This is a genomic window from Streptomyces sp. NPDC020681 (assembly GCF_044334895.1).
Classification (GTDB): Bacteria; Actinomycetota; Actinomycetes; order Streptomycetales; family Streptomycetaceae; genus Streptomyces.
The window spans coordinates 89,622-109,282 of record NZ_JBIRTX010000020.1; the positions used below are offsets into that span (position 1 = coordinate 89,622).

Below are 19,661 nucleotides of genomic sequence, written 5' to 3' on the forward strand. Positions count from 1 at the left end.
CTCGAGTACTCGATCTACGACCTTACGGGCGGGGTCTGACAACGGGGCTCCACAGCTGGTCAGCGCCGGTCTCGGACACTCGGCACCCAACGCCCGGCGCCCGGTGCCCAGCACCCGGCGCCCGACCCGGGCTCACGCCGCGGGCGGCAGCGGATGGGTCGGCTCCGTGTCAACGGCCGGAGGGCCCAGCTCCAGCTCCAGTTCCGACTCCGACTCCGACTCCAGCGCCGACGTCTCGAACTTGTCCGGCTTCTCCGCCTCGACCACCGGCGCGGGCGCCTGCGCCCTGCCCTGTTCCGGGGGTACGGGCATCTGAGCACGCTCCAGGAAGCGGAGCAGCTCCACCGGGAAGGGCAGCACCAGCGTGGAGTTCTTCTCCGCCGCGACGGCCACCACCGTCTGGAGCAGCCGCAGTTGAAGTGCCGCCGGCTCCTTGGACATCACGCCGGCCGCCTCGGCCAGCTTCTTCGACGCCTGGAGCTCCGCGTCCGCGTTGATCACACGGGCCCGCCGCTCCCGGTCCGCCTCCGCCTGCCGCGCCATCGACCGCTTCATCGCCTCGGGCAGCGAGACGTCCTTGATCTCCACCCGGTCGATCTGCACACCCCAGCCGATCGCCGGACTGTCGATCATCAACTCCAGCCCCTGATTCAGCTTCTCCCGGTTGGACAGCAGATCGTCCAGATCGCTCTTGCCGATGATCGACCGCAGCGACGTCTGCGCCATCTGCGAGACCGCGAAACGGTAGTCCTCGACGTTGATGATCGCGTTCGGGGCGTCGACCACCCGGAAGTAGACGACCGCGTCCACGCGGACCGTCACGTTGTCCCGGGTGATGCCTTCCTGGGCGGGCACGGGCATGGTCACGATCTGCATGTTCACCTTGCGCAGCCGGTCGACGGCCGGAACGATCATGGTGAATCCCGGATCGCGCACGCCTCCGTGCAGCCGGCCGAGGCGGAACACCACGCCACGCTCGTACTGCTTGACCACCTTCGCCGCCGCCATTGTGTACACCAGCGCCGCGGACGCGGCGGACACCACCGCGACCACCAGCTCCTCGACCATCAGGGCACCCCCTACCGTCCGAGCCGGATTTCCATTATCACACCATTCCGGGCGAATGCAGGAAGGCCGCACCCTGGGCGGATGCGGCTTTTCCTGAGGCGCGGCAGTGGGCCGGACGCCCCTCGGCTAGACGCGCTTGCGGACGAGCGCGACCAGGTCAGCCGTGTGATTGCGCCGCGCCCAGGCGATCCCCGCGAAGACGAAGAAGAGGATCACAGGAGTGATCGCGTACTGGCCGTCGAAAACGGTCACCTGATAGGTGAACGCGCCGATCATCAGGCCCATGAAGGCGATCGCCGAGACTCCGGAGAGGATCGGGATGAGCAGCGCGACCGCGCCGGCCAGCTCCAGACCGCCCATCAGATACATGAACCAGTCGCCGTAGCCGATCTTGTCGAAGGACTCCGCCGCGGAGGAGTGGCCGACCAGCTTGGGGGCCGCGCTCGCGACGCCCATGAAGAGTGCGAGCACTATCTGGAGCGCGCGCGTGGCAATGTCCGCGCGGCGGCTCAGATGCGTTCCGGTAACGGCGGCGGGGGCGGTGCTCGCGGTGGCGGCGGTGTTCGTGGCGGACATGGTGGTCTCCTCCGGTTTGCGGTCCGTAGCGCTTTCGAGGAGGTAGACCGGGAGGGCGCGGCGGACTCATCGCTCGCCCGCACACGAATTTCGGCTCTTTCAGGTCCCGTTCTCGAACCCCAGAGCTCGAACCGCTCAGAGCTCACGCCGGCAAATCGCTCAGAGCTCGAACCAGCCGTGCCCGCCGTACCAGTGACGGCCCGCCCGAAGATGGTCACCGATGGCCCGCTCCAGGCTGGTGCGCCGCGGCAGCGCGACCGGCGGCACCTCGGGATCGCCGAAGACAAAGGCCACCGGGCTCTCGTCGTCGGCCTCCTTCTCCTCGTACGCGGGCCGGAACCGGTCCTGGAAACGGCGAATGTTGGAGTCCTTCGGCAGATACTCGGCGAGCTGCGGATCGAGCAGCCAGGAGTGGCAGGTGGCCACGCGATAGCGCTCCGCCGGGAAGTGCCGCGCGAAGAACTCCCGGGCCCGGTCCAGCGACCGGTTGCAGGCCTCGGGTGTGATCGGCCCCAGGAAGTCCGGAATGTGCATGTCCAGTACGAAGTCCCCGGGCCCGAGCGGCAGTCCGGCCGCCCGTACGGCCGCGCCGGTACGGCTGCTGAGCCGGGAGCGCTCGAACTGCAACCGCCCCAGTTGGTAGATCTCGCCGCGGAAGTGCAGGCCGAGCCAGCCCGGTATCAGCAGCCCGCCCGTGCCGCGCCGCCTGCGGTGCACGGCCATCTGGCGGCCGAGGTCGGCGAGTGTGCGGCGGGAGACATCGGCCGGAACGGACCGCTCACGGTGGTACGCCCGGATCTGCGGGAGCGCGGCGAGCAGTACGAACACCGGCAGATAGCGACCGGTCGGGCCCGGGTGATCGTCGCTTCTCGGCGCCTCCCAGCGGCCGTCGATCTTCCCCATGTCCCGCACGAGCTCCCGGACGCTCGCCTCCAGGGTCCGCCGCAGCAAGGGATCGGCCGTCATCCGGCCGCGCAGCGCGAGGAGTTCGTTGATGTCCTCGTGCGGCACCGCCAGATCCAACAGCGACTCCGCCAGATCGTCCGCTTCGGGCAGCTCCGCCCACGCGCTTGTCACGTGCGACTCCCCCTCCGGGTCAGTTGTGCGGATATCTGTCGTACGGGTGCACCGGTTCGCCGTGTCCCGCGGCGGCCTGCTCGATCTGCAGGGAGAGGTCCTCCGCGAGCTCGGCGACGACGCCCCGCCCCTCGGTCAACACCACCCAGGATGCTGGCAGTTGCACCCCGCCGTACTGCGCGCCGAGGAGATTGCCGCAGATCGCACCCGTCGAGTCGCTGTCGCCCGAGTGGTTGACGGAGAGCAGCAGAGCCTCGGCCACGTCCTTCGTACCGGCGAGCGCACAGTAGACGGCCATGGCGAGGGCCTCCTCCGCGACCCAGCCCGCACCGAGCGTCTCCACCTTCTCGGCGGTCGGCCCGCCGCCCGCCGCGGCCAGGCCGACGGCGGCCCGCAGGGCCGTGTGCGTCTCCTCGTGGTTGCGGTAGCCGCGCAGCAGCTCCATGGCGCGCAGTACGGCCCCTTCGGCGGAGTCGCCCTCCAGCAGATGAGCGATGATCGCGGCGAACGCGCCCGCCGCGTAGTACCCGGTCGGATGGCCGTGTGTGATCTGCGCGCAGTGTGCTGCGAGCTCGAAGGCCACCCGCGGCGGCGCGCCGACGAGCCCGAACGGCGCGGACCGCATCACGGCGCCGCATCCCTTCGACGCGGTGTTCACCGGCCCCGGATCGCCCAACTCGCGCCTCGGGTCGGGCACATACTGCTGCGCGAGCCCGCTCAGACACGCATTGCCGGGCGCGCGGCGCGCATACAGAAACGGCTGCTCCCGCAGCCATCCCGTCCTGACGACGTCGTTCTCCGCCCGCGGCGGCGGCGCCGGATTGGTCTGTGTGTCCAGCCATCGCTGGTACGCATTGCGCACACAGGCGGTCTCGGCGCCGCCGGTGCCCTTGCTTGCCGCTCTGGCCCGCGCGCGGACGAGGCCCTCGACCGTGAACAGCGTCATCTGGGTGTCGTCCGTGATCCGCCCGGTCACGCCCTCGGCGTCCGGCACGAGTCCCGTCACGCCGTGCTCGCCGTAGGTCCTGCGGATCGCGTCCAGAGAGAGGAACTCCACGGGATTGCCCAGGGCGTCGCCGACCGCCCCGGCGACCAGACACCCCCGGATCCTGGCCCGGCGGACGGCCGTGCTCTCCCATGACTGCTTGTCCACTTGCTCGGCTCCTCGACGTCGGGTCCGGGTGCATCCTTGAGTGGGAGATGCGATTGCCATGCGCACTGGGAGTGAACCGACAACTGCACGCAGTCCCCTGCGGATGCGGTTCTGGCTGAGTGTATGGGGCCTGATCTGGGCCGCAGCGGGAACGGCCGCCTTCGCGCTGGCGGCGCGCCCCGGCTGGGCGGCGGCCTGCGGTGTGCTGCTGCTGATCGTCACCGTCGATCTGTCTCTGGTCCTGCGCCATATCCGGCAGGGGCCGCACTATCAGCCGGGCCGTGACATACCGCCGTACGAACCGGACCACGGCGGCCCTCGGCGCTAGCGCCGGCTCCCGCCCGAGTCCTCAGGCTCCCGTGTCGAAGCGGGCGGCCTTCAGATACTCCGGCTTCGGGTCGAGCGCCGCCGCCAGCCGGAAGTGGCGCTGGGCCTGTTCGGGCCGGCCCGCGCGTTCGTAGGTACGGGCCAGCGCGAAGTGCGCGAAGGCGTTGTCCGGCTCGCGCTCCAGGACCATCTCGAACTCGAGCTCGGCCGGGCGCAGTTGGGCCGCGGCGAAGAAGGCGCGGGCCCGCAGCAGACGGGCGGCTGTGTTCTCCGGGTGGGCGGCGATGACCGAGTCCAGCAGCTTCACGGCTCCACGCGGATCACGCGCGGCGAGCAACTGCTCCGCCGCGCGGTAGTCGATGACGTGTGTCTCCGGATTGCTCTTGGGCACGGTCAGCATCCTTCCCCTCGCTGCAGGGTTCCAACACAGCTCCGGGCAGCGGTATTCCGAAAGGCCGTCGACCAGCACGTCCCGCGGGTCTTCCGGGTCGTACTCGGAAACCTGACGGGCGGCCGACAGTGCCCCCGGGCCCTAACGGGAGCTCTCCGCCGCCCGCTTCGTCAGTTCCGCCCAGACCTTGTGGACCTGGGGTTCCAGATTCTCCAGCGGCCCGTCGTTGTCGATGACCAGGTCCGCGATGGCCCGCCGCTGCTCGCGGGTCGCCTGGGCCGCCATCCGCGCCCCGGCCTCCTGCTCCGTCATTCCGCGCAGCCGTACCAGCCGGTCCAGCTGGGTCTCGGGCGATGCGTCCACGACGATCACCAGGTCGTAGAAGGCGGCCAGGTTGTTCTCGGTGAGCAGCGGTACGTCGTGGATCACCACGGCGTCCTGGCCCGCGGCCTTCTCCAGCTCCTGGGAGCGCGCGCCCACCAGCGGGTGCACGATCGCGTTGAGCGTGGCCAGGCGGTCCGCGTCGGCGAAGACGATCGAGCCGAGCTTCGGCCGGTCCAGGTTGCCTTCGGCGGTCAGGATGTCCGGGCCGAAGGCTTCGACGACGGCCGCGAGCCCGGCAGTTCCGGGCTCGACGACCTCGCGGGCGATCTTGTCGGCGTCGATCAGTACGGCTCCGTACGACTCGAGCAGCCGGGAGACTTCGCTCTTGCCGGCACCGATTCCGCCGGTCAGGCCCACCTTCAGCATGACCGGCAGCCTAGGCCCTGCTCCCGTTCGGTTACGCGTCGCCCTCGCGCTCCGCGAGGAAGCGCTCGAACTCGAGGCCGATCTCGTCCGCGGACGGCAGATCCACCGGCTCCGCGACCAGGCTGCCCCTGGTCTCCGCGCCCGCCACCGCGTCGTACTGGTGCTCAAGGCCCTGCACCAGGGCGACCAGCTCCTCGTCGCCCTCGCCGATCTGGCGCTCGATCTCGTTCTGCGTGCGGTGCGCCTCGGTGCGCAGGGAGTGCGCGACGGCCGGCAGGACCAGGCCCGTCGCGGCGGTGATCGCCTCCAGGGCGGTCAGCGCGGCGTCCGGGTAGGAGGAGCGGGCGACATAGTGCGGCACATGCGCCGCAACGCCCAGGACGTCATGGCCCGACTGCATCAGGCGGAACTCGACCAGCGACTCCGCGCTGCCCGGCACCTGTGCCTCGTCGAAGGGGCTGAGGTGGCCCGGCATGAGGTCCGTGCGGTTGCCGTGCGGAGTCAGGCCCACTGGGCGGGTGTGCGGGACGCCCATCGGGATGCCGTGGAAGTTCACCGAGAGCCGCACTCCGAGGCGCTCGACGATCTGCCCGACGGCGGCCGCGAAGCGCTCCCACTCGACGTCCGGCTCGGGTCCGGACAGCAGCAGGAAGGGCGCGCCGGTGGCGTCCTGGACCAGCCGGACATCGATGCCCGGTGTCTCGTACGCGGTCCAGCGGTCACGCCGGAACGTCAGCAGCGGGCGGCGGGCGCGGTAGTCCACCAGCCGGTCGTGGTCGAAGCGGGCCACCACTTGGTGCGGCAGCGTGTCCAACAGGTTGTCGACGATCTGGTCGCCGGTCTCACCCGCGTCCATGTAGCCGTCGAAGTGGTACAGCATCACCAGGCCGGCTGTTTCCTGCGCGAGAGCCATGTCGACGACCGCGAGGCCCTTGGGCTCCCATTCGTACAAATCCTGCGGATCAAGCACGATTACCGCTCCTCCTCGTGTTCCTAGACAAGAACGCGTGGTGACGCACCGGCATTCCCCTCGTACGGAACGAACACCGGGAAGCAGAGGCCCAGTTCGCGATCCGGACGCAGGCCAAGTCCCCTTGCAGCGACGCCTTTTGGTCCGGACCTTGACAGGTCCGGAGGCCGTCCCTACCGTCACGGGGCAGCTCGTGCGTTCAGAACCTCGCCCATCGTTCACATATGAGAAATCCCCTCACCGGGAAGGCGACCCCCACATGCGTACTCGAAAGCTGCTCCCCGCCCTGCTGTCCGGCGTCATCGCGACAGGAGGCCTGGCGCTGCTCGCCACGCCCGCGAAAGCAGCCGCGGTCATCGATGTGACCACGGCCGCGGAGCTGAAGGCCGCTCTCACCGCCGCCAGGCCCGGCGACACGATCCAGCTCGCGGACGGCACGTACACCGGGAACTTCAAGACCACCGCGGCCGGCACCTCCTCCAACCGGATCACGCTGACCGGTTCGTCGAAGGCCGTGCTCACGGCGGGCGGCGGCTATGGACTGCACCTCAACGGCGCCTCGTACTGGACCGTCAAGGGCATCACCGTGACCGGCGGCCAGAAGGGGATCATGACGGACACGGCCGATGGCGTCGTCATCGACTCCGTGACCGTGCACGGCCTCGACATGGAGGGCGTCCACTTCCGCAAGTCCAGCCGCAACGGCGTCATCAAGAACTCGCGGATCTACGACACCGGCAACAACGGCAGGGGCATGGGCGAGGGCGTGTACGTCGGCTCCGCCGGCGGCACCTCCGACAAGAGCGACAACGCGCAGATCCTGAACAACATCATCGGCCCGGACGTCGGCGGCGAGGCGATCGACATCAAGGAAGGCACCACTGGCGCGAAGATCATCGGCAATACCTTCGACGGCCGCGGCCTGACCGGAGCCAACTACGACGACTCCTGGGTCGACGTGAAAGGCAACAACGTCCTCGTCGAGAACAACACCGGCAAGAACACCACGAACAACGGCTACGAGACCCACACCCAGCAGAGCGGCTGGGGCTGCGGAACCGTGTTCCGCGGCAACAAGTCCGATCTGAACGGCGCGAGCGGCGACAAGCGGCTGGCCGTCAATGTCACCAACTTCAGCGGCAGCTGCCCGACGACGGTCTATGCGAGCAACACCGTCACCGGCGGCAAGGGCCTGACGAACATCCCCGTCACGCCCTGACTGTGCCCGTACCTCAGAACGCGGTAAGGCCCGCTCCCCAAAGGGAGCGGGCCTTACTTTCAGCTAGTCACCAGCTGGGGCAGAGCGTCAGCTCTGGCCGCCGGCCAGCATCTCGCGCAGGGCGGCCAGCGCCTCGTCCGACGCCAGGGCGCCGGAGTTGTCGTCCGACTCCGAGGAGTACGAACCGCCGGTGGCACCCGCCGGGGCGCCGGCCGGAGCGGCGGTGCCACCCTCGGCAGCAGCGGCCTCGTCGGCCTCGCGGGACTTGATGACCTGAGCCTGGTGCTGCTCGAAGCGCTGCTGCGCCTCGGCGTACTGGGTCTCCCACGCCTCGCGCTGCGTCTCGAAGCCAGACAGCCAGTCGTTGGTCTCCGGGTCGAAGCCCTCGGGGTAGATGTAGTTCCCCTGGTCGTCGTACGACGCGGCCATGCCGTACAGCGTCGGGTCGAACTCGACCGAGGCCGGGTCGGCACCGAAGGACTCGTTGGCCTGCTTCAGCGACAGCGAGATCCGGCGACGCTCGAGGTCGATGTCGATGACCTTGACGAAGATCTCGTCGTTGACCTGGACGACCTGCTCCGGGATCTCCACGTGGCGCTCGGCCAGCTCGGAGATGTGGACCAGGCCCTCGATGCCCTCGTCGACGCGCACGAACGCACCGAACGGAACGAGCTTGGTGACCTTGCCGGGAACAACCTGGCCGATCTGGTGGGTCCGGGCGAACTGCTGCCACGGGTCTTCCTGCGTCGCCTTGAGCGACAGGGAGACACGCTCGCGGTCCATGTCCACGTCGAGAACCTCGACGGTGACCTCCTGGCCGACCTCGACAACCTCGGAGGGGTGGTCGATGTGCTTCCAGGAGAGCTCGGAGACGTGAACCAGACCGTCGACGCCGCCCAGGTCCACGAAGGCACCGAAGTTGACGATCGAGGAGACGACGCCGGAACGGACCTGACCCTTCTGCAGGGTCGTGAGGAACGTCTGGCGGACCTCGGACTGGGTCTGCTCAAGCCAGGCACGGCGGGACAGGACCACGTTGTTGCGGTTCTTGTCCAGCTCGATGATCTTCGCCTCGAGCTCCTTGCCCACGTAGGGCTGGAGGTCGCGGACACGTCGCATCTCGACGAGAGATGCCGGCAGGAAGCCACGGAGGCCGATGTCGAGGATGAGACCACCCTTGACGACCTCGATGACGGTACCGGTGACGATGCCGTCCTCTTCCTTGATCTTCTCGATGGTGCCCCAGGCACGCTCGTACTGGGCGCGCTTCTTCGAGAGGATCAGGCGGCCTTCCTTGTCCTCCTTCTGGAGAACAAGGGCCTCGATCTCGTCGCCGACCTTGACGACCTCGTTCGGGTCGACGTCGTGCTTGATCGAGAGCTCGCGGCTCGGGATGACACCTTCGGTCTTGTAACCGATGTCGAGCAGGACCTCGTCCCGGTCGACCTTCACGATGACGCCGTCGACGATGTCGCCGTCGTTGAAGTACTTGATCGTCTCGTCGATCGCGGCGAGGAAGGCTTCCTCGTTACCGATGTCGTTGACCGCTACCTGCGGGGTGGTGGCGGTGGTCTCGGTGCTGCTCGTCATGTGGGAAAGGGCTCCGGTACGGACAGTGAGTCGTAGGTACTGCTACGCCGAGAGCCCTTATCGCAGCTGCAGAAGCCGGACAGCCTAGGAAGCGCCGACTCACTCATGCTTCTGAACGAACCATGCCTGAGGGCGCCTCGTGAACCGAGGGGACATACATACAGACGCGAGCGCGGCCTGCTCCGTCTGAGGCGCGCAGGCTCGCAGCGCAACTTGTAGCATACGGGGGCAGCCGGACAGGGTCAATGCGCGAAGGCGCACACCCGGGGCGCATCACCCCATTCCCGGCACAACTAATGTTTGCGGAGGCCACGACGGCCGCCATTGGTCGCGCTCCACGCAAACTACAACGACGGTGAAGATGATCCAAGAGTTCGAGCCCGAAGCCACTCGCCGTAGTGCCGGGGACGCGGAGAGCAGCCGGGCCAGCCGGGGCTGGTGGGACCGGAACGCGGACGAGTACCAGAGCGAGCACGGCCCGTTTCTCGGCGACGACCGCTTTGTATGGGGACCCGAAGGGCTGGACGAGGCAGAGGCCGGGCTGCTGGGTCCCGCCGGGTCGCTGAAGGGGCTGGACATCCTGGAGATCGGCGCCGGCGCGGCCCAGTGCTCACGCTGGCTGGCCGCCCAGGGCGCACGTCCGGTGGCCCTGGACCTCTCGCACCGCCAGCTCCAGCACGCGCTGCGGATCGGCGACGCCCCCGAAAGCGTCGCGGTCCCCCTGGTGGAGGCGGACGCCGGTGCGCTGCCGTTCCGGGACGGCGCCTTCGACATCGCGTGCTCGGCGTACGGCGCGGTGCCGTTCGTCGCGGACCCGGTGCAGGTGTTCTCCGAGGTGCGGCGGGTGCTGCGGCCGGGCGGGCGCTGGGTCTTCTCCGTCACGCACCCGATCCGCTGGGCCTTCCCGGACGAGCCGGGCCCGGAGGGCCTGAGCGTAGCCGCCTCGTACTTCGACCGCACTCCGTATGTCGAACAGGACGAGCGGGGTCGCGCCGTATATGTGGAGCACCACCGGACGATCGGCGACCGGGTGCGGGACGTGGTGGCCGGAGGCTTTCGGCTGGTGGATCTGGTCGAGCCCGAGTGGCCGGCCTGGAACAACCAGGAGTGGGGCGGCTGGTCTCCGCTGCGCGGGAATCTGATCCCGGGCACGGCGATCTTCGTCTGCGTACGAGACTGAAGCAGTGATCTGCGAAGACGCCATGGACCGGCTGCCCGTACGCACCGCCCTGCCCGCGCTGGAGCGGGCGCTGGACGAGCACGGGGCCGCGGTGCTGTGCGCGCCGCCCGGTACCGGCAAGACGACCCTCGTGCCGCTGGTGCTGGCTGAGCGCGGCGCTCGGGTCGTGGTCGCCGAGCCGCGCCGGATCGCGGCGCGGGCGGCCGCGCGGCGGATGGCGTGGCTGCTCGGCGAGAAGGTCGGCAGGCGCGTCGGCTTCACGGTGCGCGGCGAGCGTGCCGTGTCGGCCGAGACGGTCGTCGAGGTGGTCACCACCGGTGTGCTGTTGCAGCGGCTCCAGCGCGACCAGGAGCTCGCCGGCGTGGATGTGGTGATTCTCGACGAGTGCCACGAGCGGCATCTCGACGCGGACACCGTGGCCGCGTTTCTGCTGGATGTACGTGCCGCACTGCGGCCGGAGCTGAAGCTGGTGGCGGCGTCGGCGACCACTGACGCCGCGGGCTGGGCGCGGCTGCTGGGCGATGCGCCGGTGGTCGAGGCGCAGGGCGTCGCGCACCCGGTGGAGGCCGTGTGGGCGCCGCCGGCCAGGCCGGTGCGGCCGCCGCACGGCATGCGGGTCGATCCTGCGCTGCTGACCCATGTGGCCTCGGTGATCCGGCGGGCGCTCGCGGAGCGTACCGGCGATGTGCTGTGTTTTCTGCCCGGAGTGGGTGAAATCGGCCGGGTGGCGGGCCAGTTGGGCGGCGTCGGCGCCGAGGTGCTCCAGGTCCACGGGCGCGCTCCGGCCGCGGTGCAGGACGCGGTGCTCGCGGGCTCCACGGGCGTACGGAGGGTGGTGCTGGCGACGTCGGTGGCCGAGTCGTCGCTTACCGTGCCGGGCGTACGGATCGTGGTGGACGCGGGCCTGGCGCGCGAGCCGCGGATGGACCACGCGCGAGGGCTGAGCGCGCTGACCACCGTCCGGGTCTCGCAGGCGGCGGCCCGCCAGCGCGCGGGCCGGGCCGGCCGTGAGGCCCCGGGCACGGTCTACCGCTGCTGGTCCGAGGCGGAGGACGGCCGCCTCGTCCGGTTCCCCGCACCGGAGATCAAGGTCGCGGACCTGACGGCCTTCGCGCTCCAGGCCGCGTGCTGGGGCGACCCGTCGGCCACGGACCTCGCCCTGCTCGATGCGCCTCCTTCCGGCGCGCTTGCGGCGGCGCGCTCGGTGCTCTTCGCGATCGGCGCGGTCGACGCGGAGGGCCGGGCGACCGAACGGGGCGCACGGATGGCCCGGTTGGGCGTACACCCGCGCCTCGCTCGCGCACTCGTCGACGGCGCACCGGCGGTGGGCGCACGGCGGGCGGCGGAGGTGGTGGCACTGCTGAGCGAGGAGCCACCGCGGGACTACGGCGACGACTTGGCCGCGGCGTGGCGCTCGGCCCGACGTGGCGGCGACGCGTATGCGGCTCGCTGGCGCGCGGAGGCGGCCCGGCTGGACAGAGCCCGTACGGGGCCCGAGGAGCAGCCGCGGACGAACACCTCCGACGACCACGCCGCCGGACTCGTCACCGCTCTCGCGTTTCCCGAGCGGGTGGCCCGCACCCGCGGCGAAGGAGCCTTCCTCATGGCTTCCGGCACAGGCGCCGAACTTGCGGACGGCTCAGGGCTGCGCAGCGCCCCCTGGCTTGCCGTCGCCGTCGCCGACCGACCCGCCACCGCCGCATCCGCGCGGGTCCGCCTCGCCGCCGTCATCGACGAGGACACGGCCCGCGCAGCCGCCGCCCACCTGCTCCTCGACGCCGAGGAGGTGCACTGGGAGGACGGCGATGCCGTCGCCCGGAAGGTCCGGCGGCTGGGTGCGGTGGAGCTTTCCGTACGCCCTCTCAGAACGCCGGACCCCGCCCTCGTCCGCGCCGCGCTGCTGGACGGGCTGCGGCGCGACGGTCTCGGCCTGCTGCACTGGACCCGCGACGCGGAGGGGCTGCGCGAGCGGCTGGCGTTTCTGCACCGGGAGTTGGGCGCGCCGTGGCCGGACGTGTCGGACGCGGCGCTGCTCGAGCACCCGGACGAGTGGCTGGAGCCCGAGCTGTCGCGGGCGCGCAAGCGGTCCGATCTCGGCCGCGTCCAGGCGGGCCAGGCCCTTCAGCGGCTGCTGCCGTGGGCCGGCGGCGACGCGGCCCGCCTCGACCAACTGGCACCTGAACGCATCGAGGTGCCGAGCGGCTCCCGTATCCGCGTCGACTACGGCGGCGCGCAGCCCGTACTTGCGGTGAAGCTCCAGGAGCTGTTCGGCCTGCGCGAGACGCCCACGGTCGCGGGCGTGCCGGTGCTGGTCCATCTGCTCTCCCCGGCGGGCCGGCCCGCGGCCGTCACCGCGGACCTGGCGTCCTTCTGGAAGGCCGGCTACCGCTCCGTACGTGCGGAGCTGCGCGGCCGCTATCCCAAGCACCCCTGGCCCGAGGACCCGACGACGGCCGAGCCGACACGCGGGGTCAAGCGCTGACCGGTTCCGGCTCGCGGTCCGCCGCCGGCTCCTGCGGTCGTCGGCCGCGCGCCTCCAGGACCAGGGCGAGCGCCAGGAAGCCGCCGCCCAGGAGCAGGAAGCTCCAGGGCAGGTACGAGGTCATCAGCAGCACCAGCTGCCGCTGGGACTTGACGAGGTCGACGGTGTAGTCGATGTAGTCGGGGCGCATCTTCACATGGCCGGCGAACGCGGTGACCTTGTCCCGGCCGCCGAGCAAAGTGCCGCCGCGCAGCTCCTCCTTGTGGACTTCCTCGCCGTTGACCGGCGCTCCGGTGACCGGGTCGACCCAGAACATGCGCTTCGTCGTGTACCAGCGGGTGGTGCCGGTCTGCTTCTCCAGCGTGGTCGCGTCGACGCCGGGGATGGGCATCTTCTTCGGGTACGGCACCTTCGTCCACGGGATCGTCTGCTCGAAGTAGTAGACGTCGAGGCCGCGGAACTTCTGTGTGCCCTTGTAGTGGATGGGGGCGGACGTACGGGCCTGCGCGTCGAAGTAGTCGTAGTCCCGCTTCTCCGTGAGGAAGGGCCATTTGAACTCGATGCCCTCGCGCCGGACGGCGTCGCCGTCGACCATTTCGCCGGTGGCGTGCACCGGCGCCTGGCTGTGGGCGTCGAAGATGTAGCGCTCCGGGATCTGGGAGACCATCTTGCCGTCAGGGCCCTGGACGTAGGAGAGCCCGTCCCAGACGACGACATCGCGGCCGGCGCTGCGCTCGATCTTCTCGGACTCCTCCACATTGCCCTTGAGCGTCTGCACGATGGTGACCTTCTCGACCTCCTTCGCCTGAAGGGTGCCGTAGTCGAGAAGGGTCGCGGGCTTGGCCTCGAGCACCATCTCCTGGTACTGGCCGGGCGGGATCTTCGCCAGCCGCGGGAAGGCGTACCAGCGCAGCAGCGGTGAGAGCGCGGCGAAGAAGACGGCGAGGGCGAGGAGTACGAGGCTCGCACGGCGGCGCATGGGCTGGCCTCCTACTTCTTGGGGCCGGGGACGGTGGTCAGCAGCGGCTCGGGAGAGGTCTCGCCGGGCGGCGCGCCGACGGCCGAGATCGTGAGCACGAGAGCGAGGGCGGCGGCCAGCCCGATGGCGGCGGCGACGAGAGCACGCATGCTCGGCCTCCCGGGGAGCTCGGATCCGTTGGGATCTGATACGGCGTCAGGGCGGGGGCACCGTAGCAATCCGGCCGCGAGATGAGAACACGTTTCACCACACACGACAGCGCCCCTGTGCCGGCCGGCGGCACAGGGGCGGTGCGGGAGTACTGAGGGTCAGGCGGCCGGCGCGGCCACCGTGAGCTGAATGTCCACGCTCTTGCCGCCTTCTGCGGTGAGACGCAGGATGAACGTGCCCGTCTGGTCGTCCGCGAAGATCTTCGGGAGCTTCAGCAGGCCGTCGGCGTCGGTCTTGAGGTCCGTGAGCGTGCGGACCGTCTTGCCCTCGGCGTCCTTGAAGTACGGGCCCTTGTCGTTGGCGGCCGGGTTGTCCGCGGCGGTGATCATCGTGGCCGTGACCGCGACACCCGAGGCGATGGCGCCCTGGTAAGTGGCCTTGACCTCGACGATGTCGGCGAACTCCGCGTTAGGAACGCACGTCAGGGCCTTCTCGTCGGTCCTGGCGATCGCGTCGGCCACACGGGGCGTGACGGTCGCGGTGAAGTCGACGGCCGGCACCGAGCGCCCCACGACCGTGGCCCGCACCGTGAACGCGCCGGTCTTCTCGCCCGCCTGCAGCGCGGGCGCGGTGACCGTTCCATTGGCGCCGGAGGGGAGGACCACGCTCACCTTGCCGCCGGTGAAGCGGGCCTGGGTGTCGCCGACGATCTCGAAGCGCACGTCCTGCTTGGCGACGGACTGCCCGAGGGCGTTCTTCACCCGCACGCTGACGCGGCCGGTGAAGTCGCGTCCCGCCATAGCGGTCAGTTCGCCGGTGCCGGCGTCCTCGATCCGGGTGGCGGGCAGCGTCGGAGTCGGCGTCGGTGTGGGGGACGGCGTCGGAGTCGGCGTGGGCGAGCCACCGGGGTTGGGCGGGCTGGGAGTCGGCTTGGGGCTGGGGCTGCCGGAGTTGTCCGGGGAGGGCGTGGGCGAGCTGGACCCGGTGGAGCCGGAACTGTCCGGCACGTTCGAGACCGGCAGTACGCCGGAGCCGTCCGGGACCTCGTGGGTGCCGCGCTTGTAGTACTCGAACCACGACAGGACCGTACGCAGGTACTCCCGCGAGTGGTTGTAGCCGAGGATGGCGCGGTCCAGGTCGGCCTTGACCGACAGGTCGCGGCCGTCGGCGCAAAGATAGCGTCCGGCGGCGAGCGCGGCGTCGTAGATGTTGTTCGGGTCCTTGCGTCCGTCGCCGTTGCCGTCCTGGCCCCAGCGGGCCCAGGTGGACGGGATGAACTGCATCGGGCCGACCGCGCGGTCGTGCGCCGTGTCGCCGTCGTACAGGCCGCCGTCGGTGTCCGAGATGTTCGCGAAGCCGACGCCGTTGAGTACCGGGCCGAGGATCGGCGAGAACGTGGTGCCGTTGTCGTCGACCTTTCCGCCGCGCGCCTGGCCGGACTCCACCTTGCCGATCGCGGCGAGCAGTTGCCACGGCACATGGCAGCCGGGGTTCGAGGCCGCGATGGTGGACTCGGCCCGCTTGTACGCGGCGAGGACGGTGGCCGGTATGCCCGCTTCCGCAGCACCTGACGGCAGATTGATGGAAGTGGCCGGCTTGTCCGGAGTGTTCAGCGGTGGAAGGTCCGTGTAGTACGGGGAGTTGCCGGTGACCGCGGTGCCGGGCGGCGGAGCCGCGTCCGAAGCCTCCTGGCTGCCGCCCGAGGGGGCGGGCGCCGGCGGGGCGCCGGGGGCCTGGGAGGCGGAGAGGGCGGCCACGGCGGCCGCTGCCGCGGCGGTCGTGATGGCTCCCCTGCGAAGCCGGCGGCCGAATTGCGCTGCCATACGTCTGTTCCCTCCCCGGAGCGACCCGCGCTCCCCAGCGCGATGACTCAGGCGACCCTACGACAACTACGAGCCCCAGGACACCAGCTCCTGACCGGTTTTCACTAGTTCGCCACCTCCAGGACGCCCAGATTCCGGAATGGCGCTGTCCCGCATACTGGGCGCTGTTGATCAACAGCAACACTGTGGGACACGACCTAGGGGCACGACGTATGCCGTTCACGCTGAGCCACGCCGCCGCGGTCCTGCCGGGCATCCGCAGAGACGGAACAGCGCGCGGCCCGTTGCTCGCCTCGGCGCTTGTCATGGGGTCGTTCGCGCCGGACATGACGTACTTTGCGGCCACCGCGGTGCCGGGAGCCATGGAGTTCGGAAAGTTCACTCATGCCCCGGTCGGCGTGCTGACCGTGGATGTGGCCATCACGGCGGCGCTGCTGGCCCTGTGGCTGATGGTGCGCGAGCCGCTGGTGGCGCTGCTGCCCGTCGCATGGCAGGGCCGGGTGCACGCCTGGCTGCGCGGCGGCGGCCGGCCCACGGACGCAAGGCCCGCGCTCGTGCTGCGTTTCTATGTCTCGGCGGTGCTGGGCGCGCTCACGCATGTCGTCTGGGACGCCTTCACCCACCACGACCGTTGGGGTACACGGCTGTTGCCCGTGCTCAACGAGTCGATGGCGGGGCTACGGCTCTATCAGTACGCGCAGTACGGCAGTTCGGCGCTCGCCCTGGTGGCGCTCGGCTGGTTCACCGCCTCCGGGCTGCGCCGCCGAACTCGGACCGCGCCGACCGCGCCACCCGCGGCGGTCCCGGTGCTCGACCGGCGAGGGCGGCTGCTCGCAGTGTGGCTGCTGGGAGGGTGCGTACTCCTCGGCGTCGTACAGCGGTGTGCGCGCTGGTACGCGTACTACGGCCAGGCGGACTCGCCGCTCGACATCATCCCGACGGCCTGCTTCGGGGCGGGCGCGGGACTCGCGGTGGGTCTGATGGTGTACGGAGCCGGAATGCGGCTGCGTGGGCGCGCGGTGGAACGGGTCTGAGCCGTCGCGGAGTTGAGAGCGCAGGCGAGAACCGACCCTGAGCCCAGATCCTGGGCCCAGATTCCTGAGCCCTGGGCTCGCCTGCCGTACGGTCCGGTCAGGGCGAGCCCAGGGCTCAGCCGGCTCAGTGCGCCGCGGACTGCCAGTCCGTGCCGACGCCCACCGACACATCCAGCGGCGCCCGCAGCGACACCGCCGCGGACATCTCCCGGCGCACCAGCTGCTCCGCCTGCTCGCGCTCGCCCGGCGAGATCTCCAGCACGATTTCGTCGTGGACCTGGAGCAGCAGCCGTGAGGAGAGCTTCGCCTCCCGCAGCGCCTTGTCCACATTGAGCATGGCGACCTTGACGATGTCCGCCGCGGTGCCCTGGATCGGGGCGTTCAGCGCCATCCGCTCGGCCGCCTCACGACGCTGCCTGTTGTCGCTGTTCAGGTCCGGCAGATAGCGGCGGCGGCCCAGCATCGTCGCCGTGTAGCCGGTGGCGCGGGCCTCGTCCACAACGCGGCGCAGATAGTCGCGGACCCCGCCGAACCGCTCGAAGTAGGTGTCCATCAGGCCACGGGCCTCGCCCGCATCGATGTTCAGCTGCTGCGAGAGGCCGAACGCCGAGAGGCCGTACGCCAGTCCGTACGACATGGCCTTGATCTTGCGGCGCATCTCGGCGTCGACGGCGGACCGCTCCACCGAGAACACCTGGGACGCGACGGTGGTGTGCAGGTCCTCGCCGGAGGTGAAGGCCTCGATCAGGCCCTCGTCCTCGGAGAGATGCGCCATCACCCGGAGCTCGATCTGGCTGTAGTCGGCGGTCATCAGCGACTCGAAGCCCTCGCCGACGACGAAGCCGCGGCGGATGGCGCGGCCCTCGTCGGTGCGCACCGGCACGTTCTGCAGGTTCGGGTCGGTGGAGGAGAGGCGGCCGGTCGCCGCGACCGTCTGGCTGAAGGTCGTGTGGATCCGGTCGTCCGAGGCGATCGTCTTGATCAGGCCCTCGACCGTGGAGCGCAGCCGGGCCTGCTCACGGTGGCGCAGCATGATGACCGGCAGCTCGTGCTCGGTCTGGGCCGCCAGCCAGGCCAGGGCGTCCGCGTCCGTGGTGTAGCCGGTCTTGGTCTTCTTGGTCTTCGGAAGGTTCAGCTCGCCGAAGAAGACTTCCTGGAGCTGCTTGGGCGAGCCGAGGTTGAACTCGTGCCCGACGGCGGCGTGCGCCTCCTTCACCGCCTGCTGCACGGCGCCCGCGAACTGGACCTCCATGGCCTCCAGATGGGCCCGGTCGGCGGCGATGCCGTGGCGCTCCATGCGGGCCAGCAGCTCGGAGACCGGCAGCTCCACATCGTGCAGCAGATCGGCGGCGCCGACCTCGATCAGCCGGGCCGTGAACGCCTCGCCGAGGTCGAGGACCGCGCGGGCCTGCGTCATCAGGGCCTCGGCCTCGGCCTGTTCGTCCGTGCCGAAGGCGAGCTGGCCGTCGGCGCTCACGGCCGGGGCGAGCTCGCGGCCGAGGTACTCGATGGCGAGCGCGTCCAGCGCGAAGGAGCGGCGGCCGGGCTTGACCAGATAGGCGGCGAGCGCGGTGTCCATGGTGACGCCGTCGACGCTCCAGCCGTGCTCGGGGAAGACCCGCATCACGCCCTTGGCGTTGTGCAGGACCTTCGGCCGGTCCGGGTCGGCGATCCAGCCTGCGAAGGCCTGCTCGTCGTCCTCGTTCAGCTGGGTGGGGTCGAACCAGGCGGCCGGGCCCGCGGCGGTGGCGAGCGCGATCTCGGTGACGCTGCCGGTGCCCAGACCCCAGGTGTCGACGATCGCGACGCCGAGCGGCTGCGTGCCGTGCTCCTGGAGCCAGGGGGCGAGCTCGCCGGTGCCGAGGACCGAGCCGTCCAGCTCGACGCCGGCGGCCGGGGCCGGCGGCTGGTCCTCCTCCGCACCGGGGTCGACGGCGAGCAGCCGCTCGCGCAGGCTCGGGTTACGGATCTCCAGAACGTCCAGGAACCCCTTCAGCCCGGCCCTGTCGTACGGCGCGCGCTCCAGCTCCGCGACGGCCTTCGGGAGCTCGACGTCCCGTACCAGCTCGGTGAGATGGCGGTTGAGCTTGACGGCCTCAAGGTGGTCCCGCAGGGCCTGGCCCACCTTGCCCTTGACCTCGTCGGCGCGCTCCACCAGCTCAGCGAACGAGCCGAACTGACTGATCCACTTCGTGGCGGTCTTCTCGCCGACGCCGGGAATGCCCGGCAGGTTGTCCGACGGGTCGCCGCGCAGGGCGGCGAAGTCCGGGTACTGCTGCGGGGTCAGTCCGTACTTCTCCTGGACCTTCTCCGGTGTGAAGCGGGTCAGCTCGGAGACGCCCTTGGTCGGGTAGAGCACCGTGGTGTGCTCGCTGACCAGCTGGAAGGAGTCGCGGTCGCCGGTGACGATCAGCACGTCGAAGCCGGCCGCCTCGGCCTGGGTGGCGAGTGTGGCGATGATGTCGTCCGCCTCGAAGCCGTCCACCGCGAACCGCACCGCGTTCATGGTGTCCAGGAGCTCGCCGATCAGCTCGACCTGGCCCTTGAACTCGTCCGGCGTGCTGGAGCGGTTCGCCTTGTACTCGGGAAAGTCCTGCGAGCGCCACGTCTTGCGGGACACGTCGAACGCGACGGCGAAGTGCGTGGGCGCCTCGTCGCGCAGCGTGTTCGCCAGCATCGACGCGAAGCCGTAGATCGCGTTCGTCGGCTGGCCGGTCGCGGTCGTGAAATTCTCCGCGGGCAGCGCGAAGAACGCCCGGTACGCCAGGGAGTGCCCGTCCATGAGGAGCAGGCGCGGTCGGTTGTCTGCGGGATTCTTCGATGCTGTCTCAGCCACGGGTCCGATCCTGCCACGGACCACTGACATTCCTGACCGCCGTGCACCTTCCCCGC

Annotated in this window: 17 protein-coding genes; 5 read left to right on the forward strand and 12 right to left on the reverse strand. The window is 70.2% G+C overall.

Translation table 11 applies throughout. The features are described 5' to 3' along the window. Nucleotides 1–132: 132 nt before the first annotated feature. The 4 genes from ACH4YL_RS33420 to ACH4YL_RS33435 form a co-directional block, all read right to left on the reverse strand. Entirely contained in the window at nt 133–1,068 is a 936-nt protein-coding gene (locus ACH4YL_RS33420; RefSeq protein WP_398511253.1) for a slipin family protein, read from the reverse strand. A 126-nt stretch (nt 1,069–1,194) separates the two neighbouring features. Beyond that, nucleotides 1,195–1,644: a DoxX family protein gene (locus tag ACH4YL_RS33425; protein ID WP_398511254.1), complete on the reverse strand. Its 450-nt coding sequence runs from the start codon at nt 1,642–1,644 to the stop codon at nt 1,195–1,197. 159 nt (nt 1,645–1,803) lie between these two features. Then, the gene (locus ACH4YL_RS33430) at nt 1,804–2,721 is read right to left on the reverse strand and encodes an acyltransferase domain-containing protein (protein ID WP_398511255.1); all 918 of its coding nucleotides are present in this window, start codon (nt 2,719–2,721) and stop codon (nt 1,804–1,806) included. Nucleotides 2,722–2,740: 19 nt separating this feature from the next. Next, on the reverse strand, nt 2,741–3,874 hold the full coding sequence (locus ACH4YL_RS33435) for an ADP-ribosylglycohydrolase family protein (RefSeq protein ID WP_398511256.1): 1,134 nt from the start codon (nt 3,872–3,874) through the stop codon (nt 2,741–2,743). Nucleotides 3,875–3,932: 58 nt separating this feature from the next. Between ACH4YL_RS33435 and ACH4YL_RS33440 the strand changes: the two genes are divergently transcribed. Then, the gene (locus ACH4YL_RS33440) at nt 3,933–4,202 is read left to right on the forward strand and encodes a DUF6343 family protein (protein ID WP_398511257.1); all 270 of its coding nucleotides are present in this window, start codon (nt 3,933–3,935) and stop codon (nt 4,200–4,202) included. 21 nt (nt 4,203–4,223) lie between these two features. Here ACH4YL_RS33440 and ACH4YL_RS33445 read toward each other — a convergent pair whose 3' ends face one another. The 3 genes from ACH4YL_RS33445 to ACH4YL_RS33455 form a co-directional block, all read right to left on the reverse strand. Then, nucleotides 4,224–4,592, reverse strand: a complete 369-nt coding sequence (locus tag ACH4YL_RS33445; RefSeq protein ID WP_398511258.1) for a tetratricopeptide repeat protein — start codon at nt 4,590–4,592, stop codon at nt 4,224–4,226. Nucleotides 4,593–4,733: 141 nt separating this feature from the next. Beyond that, nucleotides 4,734–5,342 (reverse strand): dephospho-CoA kinase, encoded by a 609-nt coding sequence (coaE, locus tag ACH4YL_RS33450; protein ID WP_398511259.1) that lies wholly within the window; start codon nt 5,340–5,342, stop codon nt 4,734–4,736. Nucleotides 5,343–5,373: 31 nt separating this feature from the next. Then, nucleotides 5,374–6,312, reverse strand: coding sequence for a PAC2 family protein (locus ACH4YL_RS33455; protein WP_398511260.1), 939 nt, complete (start codon nt 6,310–6,312; stop codon nt 5,374–5,376). A 259-nt stretch (nt 6,313–6,571) separates the two neighbouring features. Here ACH4YL_RS33455 and ACH4YL_RS33460 point away from each other — a divergent pair, with 259 nt between their 5' ends. Continuing rightward, nucleotides 6,572–7,531: a right-handed parallel beta-helix repeat-containing protein gene (locus ACH4YL_RS33460; RefSeq protein WP_398511261.1), complete on the forward strand. Its 960-nt coding sequence runs from the start codon at nt 6,572–6,574 to the stop codon at nt 7,529–7,531. Nucleotides 7,532–7,618: 87 nt separating this feature from the next. Here the strand turns inward: ACH4YL_RS33460 and rpsA are convergent, their stop codons facing one another. Then, nucleotides 7,619–9,121: a 30S ribosomal protein S1 gene (gene rpsA, locus ACH4YL_RS33465; RefSeq protein ID WP_398511262.1), complete on the reverse strand. Its 1,503-nt coding sequence runs from the start codon at nt 9,119–9,121 to the stop codon at nt 7,619–7,621. Nucleotides 9,122–9,482: 361 nt separating this feature from the next. Between rpsA and ACH4YL_RS33470 the strand changes: the two genes are divergently transcribed. After that, the gene (locus tag ACH4YL_RS33470) at nt 9,483–10,301 is read left to right on the forward strand and encodes a class I SAM-dependent methyltransferase (protein WP_398511288.1); all 819 of its coding nucleotides are present in this window, start codon (nt 9,483–9,485) and stop codon (nt 10,299–10,301) included. Between the two features lie 22 nt (nt 10,302–10,323). After that, nucleotides 10,324–12,783: an ATP-dependent helicase HrpB gene (gene hrpB, locus ACH4YL_RS33475; protein WP_398511289.1), complete on the forward strand. Its 2,460-nt coding sequence runs from the start codon at nt 10,324–10,326 to the stop codon at nt 12,781–12,783. Here hrpB and ACH4YL_RS33480 read toward each other — a convergent pair. The 3 genes from ACH4YL_RS33480 to ACH4YL_RS33490 form a co-directional block, all read right to left on the reverse strand. After that, entirely contained in the window at nt 12,773–13,762 is a 990-nt protein-coding gene (locus tag ACH4YL_RS33480) for a DUF3068 domain-containing protein (RefSeq protein WP_398511263.1), read from the reverse strand. The genes hrpB and ACH4YL_RS33480 overlap by 11 nt on opposite strands. 11 nt (nt 13,763–13,773) lie before the next feature. Beyond that, nucleotides 13,774–13,911 carry an SPW_0924 family protein gene (locus ACH4YL_RS33485; protein WP_398511264.1) on the reverse strand — a complete coding sequence of 46 codons (138 nt, stop codon included), beginning with the start codon at nt 13,909–13,911 and terminating at the stop codon, nt 13,774–13,776. A gap of 159 nt (nt 13,912–14,070) precedes the next feature. Then, on the reverse strand, nt 14,071–15,735 hold the full coding sequence (locus ACH4YL_RS33490; protein WP_398511265.1) for a lytic murein transglycosylase: 1,665 nt from the start codon (nt 15,733–15,735) through the stop codon (nt 14,071–14,073). 212 nt (nt 15,736–15,947) lie between these two features. Here ACH4YL_RS33490 and ACH4YL_RS33495 point away from each other — a divergent pair, with 212 nt between their 5' ends. Continuing rightward, nucleotides 15,948–16,769, forward strand: a complete 822-nt coding sequence (locus ACH4YL_RS33495) for a DUF4184 family protein (RefSeq protein WP_398511266.1) — start codon at nt 15,948–15,950, stop codon at nt 16,767–16,769. Nucleotides 16,770–16,893: 124 nt separating this feature from the next. Here ACH4YL_RS33495 and polA read toward each other — a convergent pair whose 3' ends face one another. Beyond that, nucleotides 16,894–19,605, reverse strand: a complete 2,712-nt coding sequence (polA, locus tag ACH4YL_RS33500) for a DNA polymerase I (RefSeq protein ID WP_398511267.1) — start codon at nt 19,603–19,605, stop codon at nt 16,894–16,896. Nucleotides 19,606–19,661 lie beyond the last annotated feature (56 nt).

Excerpts from the sequence above, each read along its gene's own strand:
- ACH4YL_RS33495 (WP_398511266.1), top strand. The coding sequence starts at position 15,948 with ATGCCGTTCACGCTGAGCCACGCCGCCGCGGTCCTGCCGGGCATCCGC.
- ACH4YL_RS33425 (WP_398511254.1), bottom strand. The coding sequence starts at position 1,644 with ATGTCCGCCACGAACACCGCCGCCACCGCGAGCACCGCCCCCGCCGCC.
- coaE (WP_398511259.1), bottom strand. The coding sequence starts at position 5,342 with ATGCTGAAGGTGGGCCTGACCGGCGGAATCGGTGCCGGCAAGAGCGAA.
- ACH4YL_RS33470 (WP_398511288.1), top strand. The coding sequence starts at position 9,483 with ATGATCCAAGAGTTCGAGCCCGAAGCCACTCGCCGTAGTGCCGGGGAC.
- ACH4YL_RS33485 (WP_398511264.1), bottom strand. The coding sequence starts at position 13,911 with ATGCGTGCTCTCGTCGCCGCCGCCATCGGGCTGGCCGCCGCCCTCGCT.
- ACH4YL_RS33420 (WP_398511253.1), bottom strand. The coding sequence starts at position 1,068 with ATGGTCGAGGAGCTGGTGGTCGCGGTGGTGTCCGCCGCGTCCGCGGCG.
- ACH4YL_RS33490 (WP_398511265.1), bottom strand. The coding sequence starts at position 15,735 with ATGGCAGCGCAATTCGGCCGCCGGCTTCGCAGGGGAGCCATCACGACC.
- ACH4YL_RS33460 (WP_398511261.1), top strand. The coding sequence starts at position 6,572 with ATGCGTACTCGAAAGCTGCTCCCCGCCCTGCTGTCCGGCGTCATCGCG.
- rpsA (WP_398511262.1), bottom strand. The coding sequence starts at position 9,121 with ATGACGAGCAGCACCGAGACCACCGCCACCACCCCGCAGGTAGCGGTC.
- hrpB (WP_398511289.1), top strand. The coding sequence starts at position 10,324 with ATGGACCGGCTGCCCGTACGCACCGCCCTGCCCGCGCTGGAGCGGGCG.
- ACH4YL_RS33440 (WP_398511257.1), top strand. The coding sequence starts at position 3,933 with ATGCGCACTGGGAGTGAACCGACAACTGCACGCAGTCCCCTGCGGATG.
- ACH4YL_RS33480 (WP_398511263.1), bottom strand. The coding sequence starts at position 13,762 with ATGCGCCGCCGTGCGAGCCTCGTACTCCTCGCCCTCGCCGTCTTCTTC.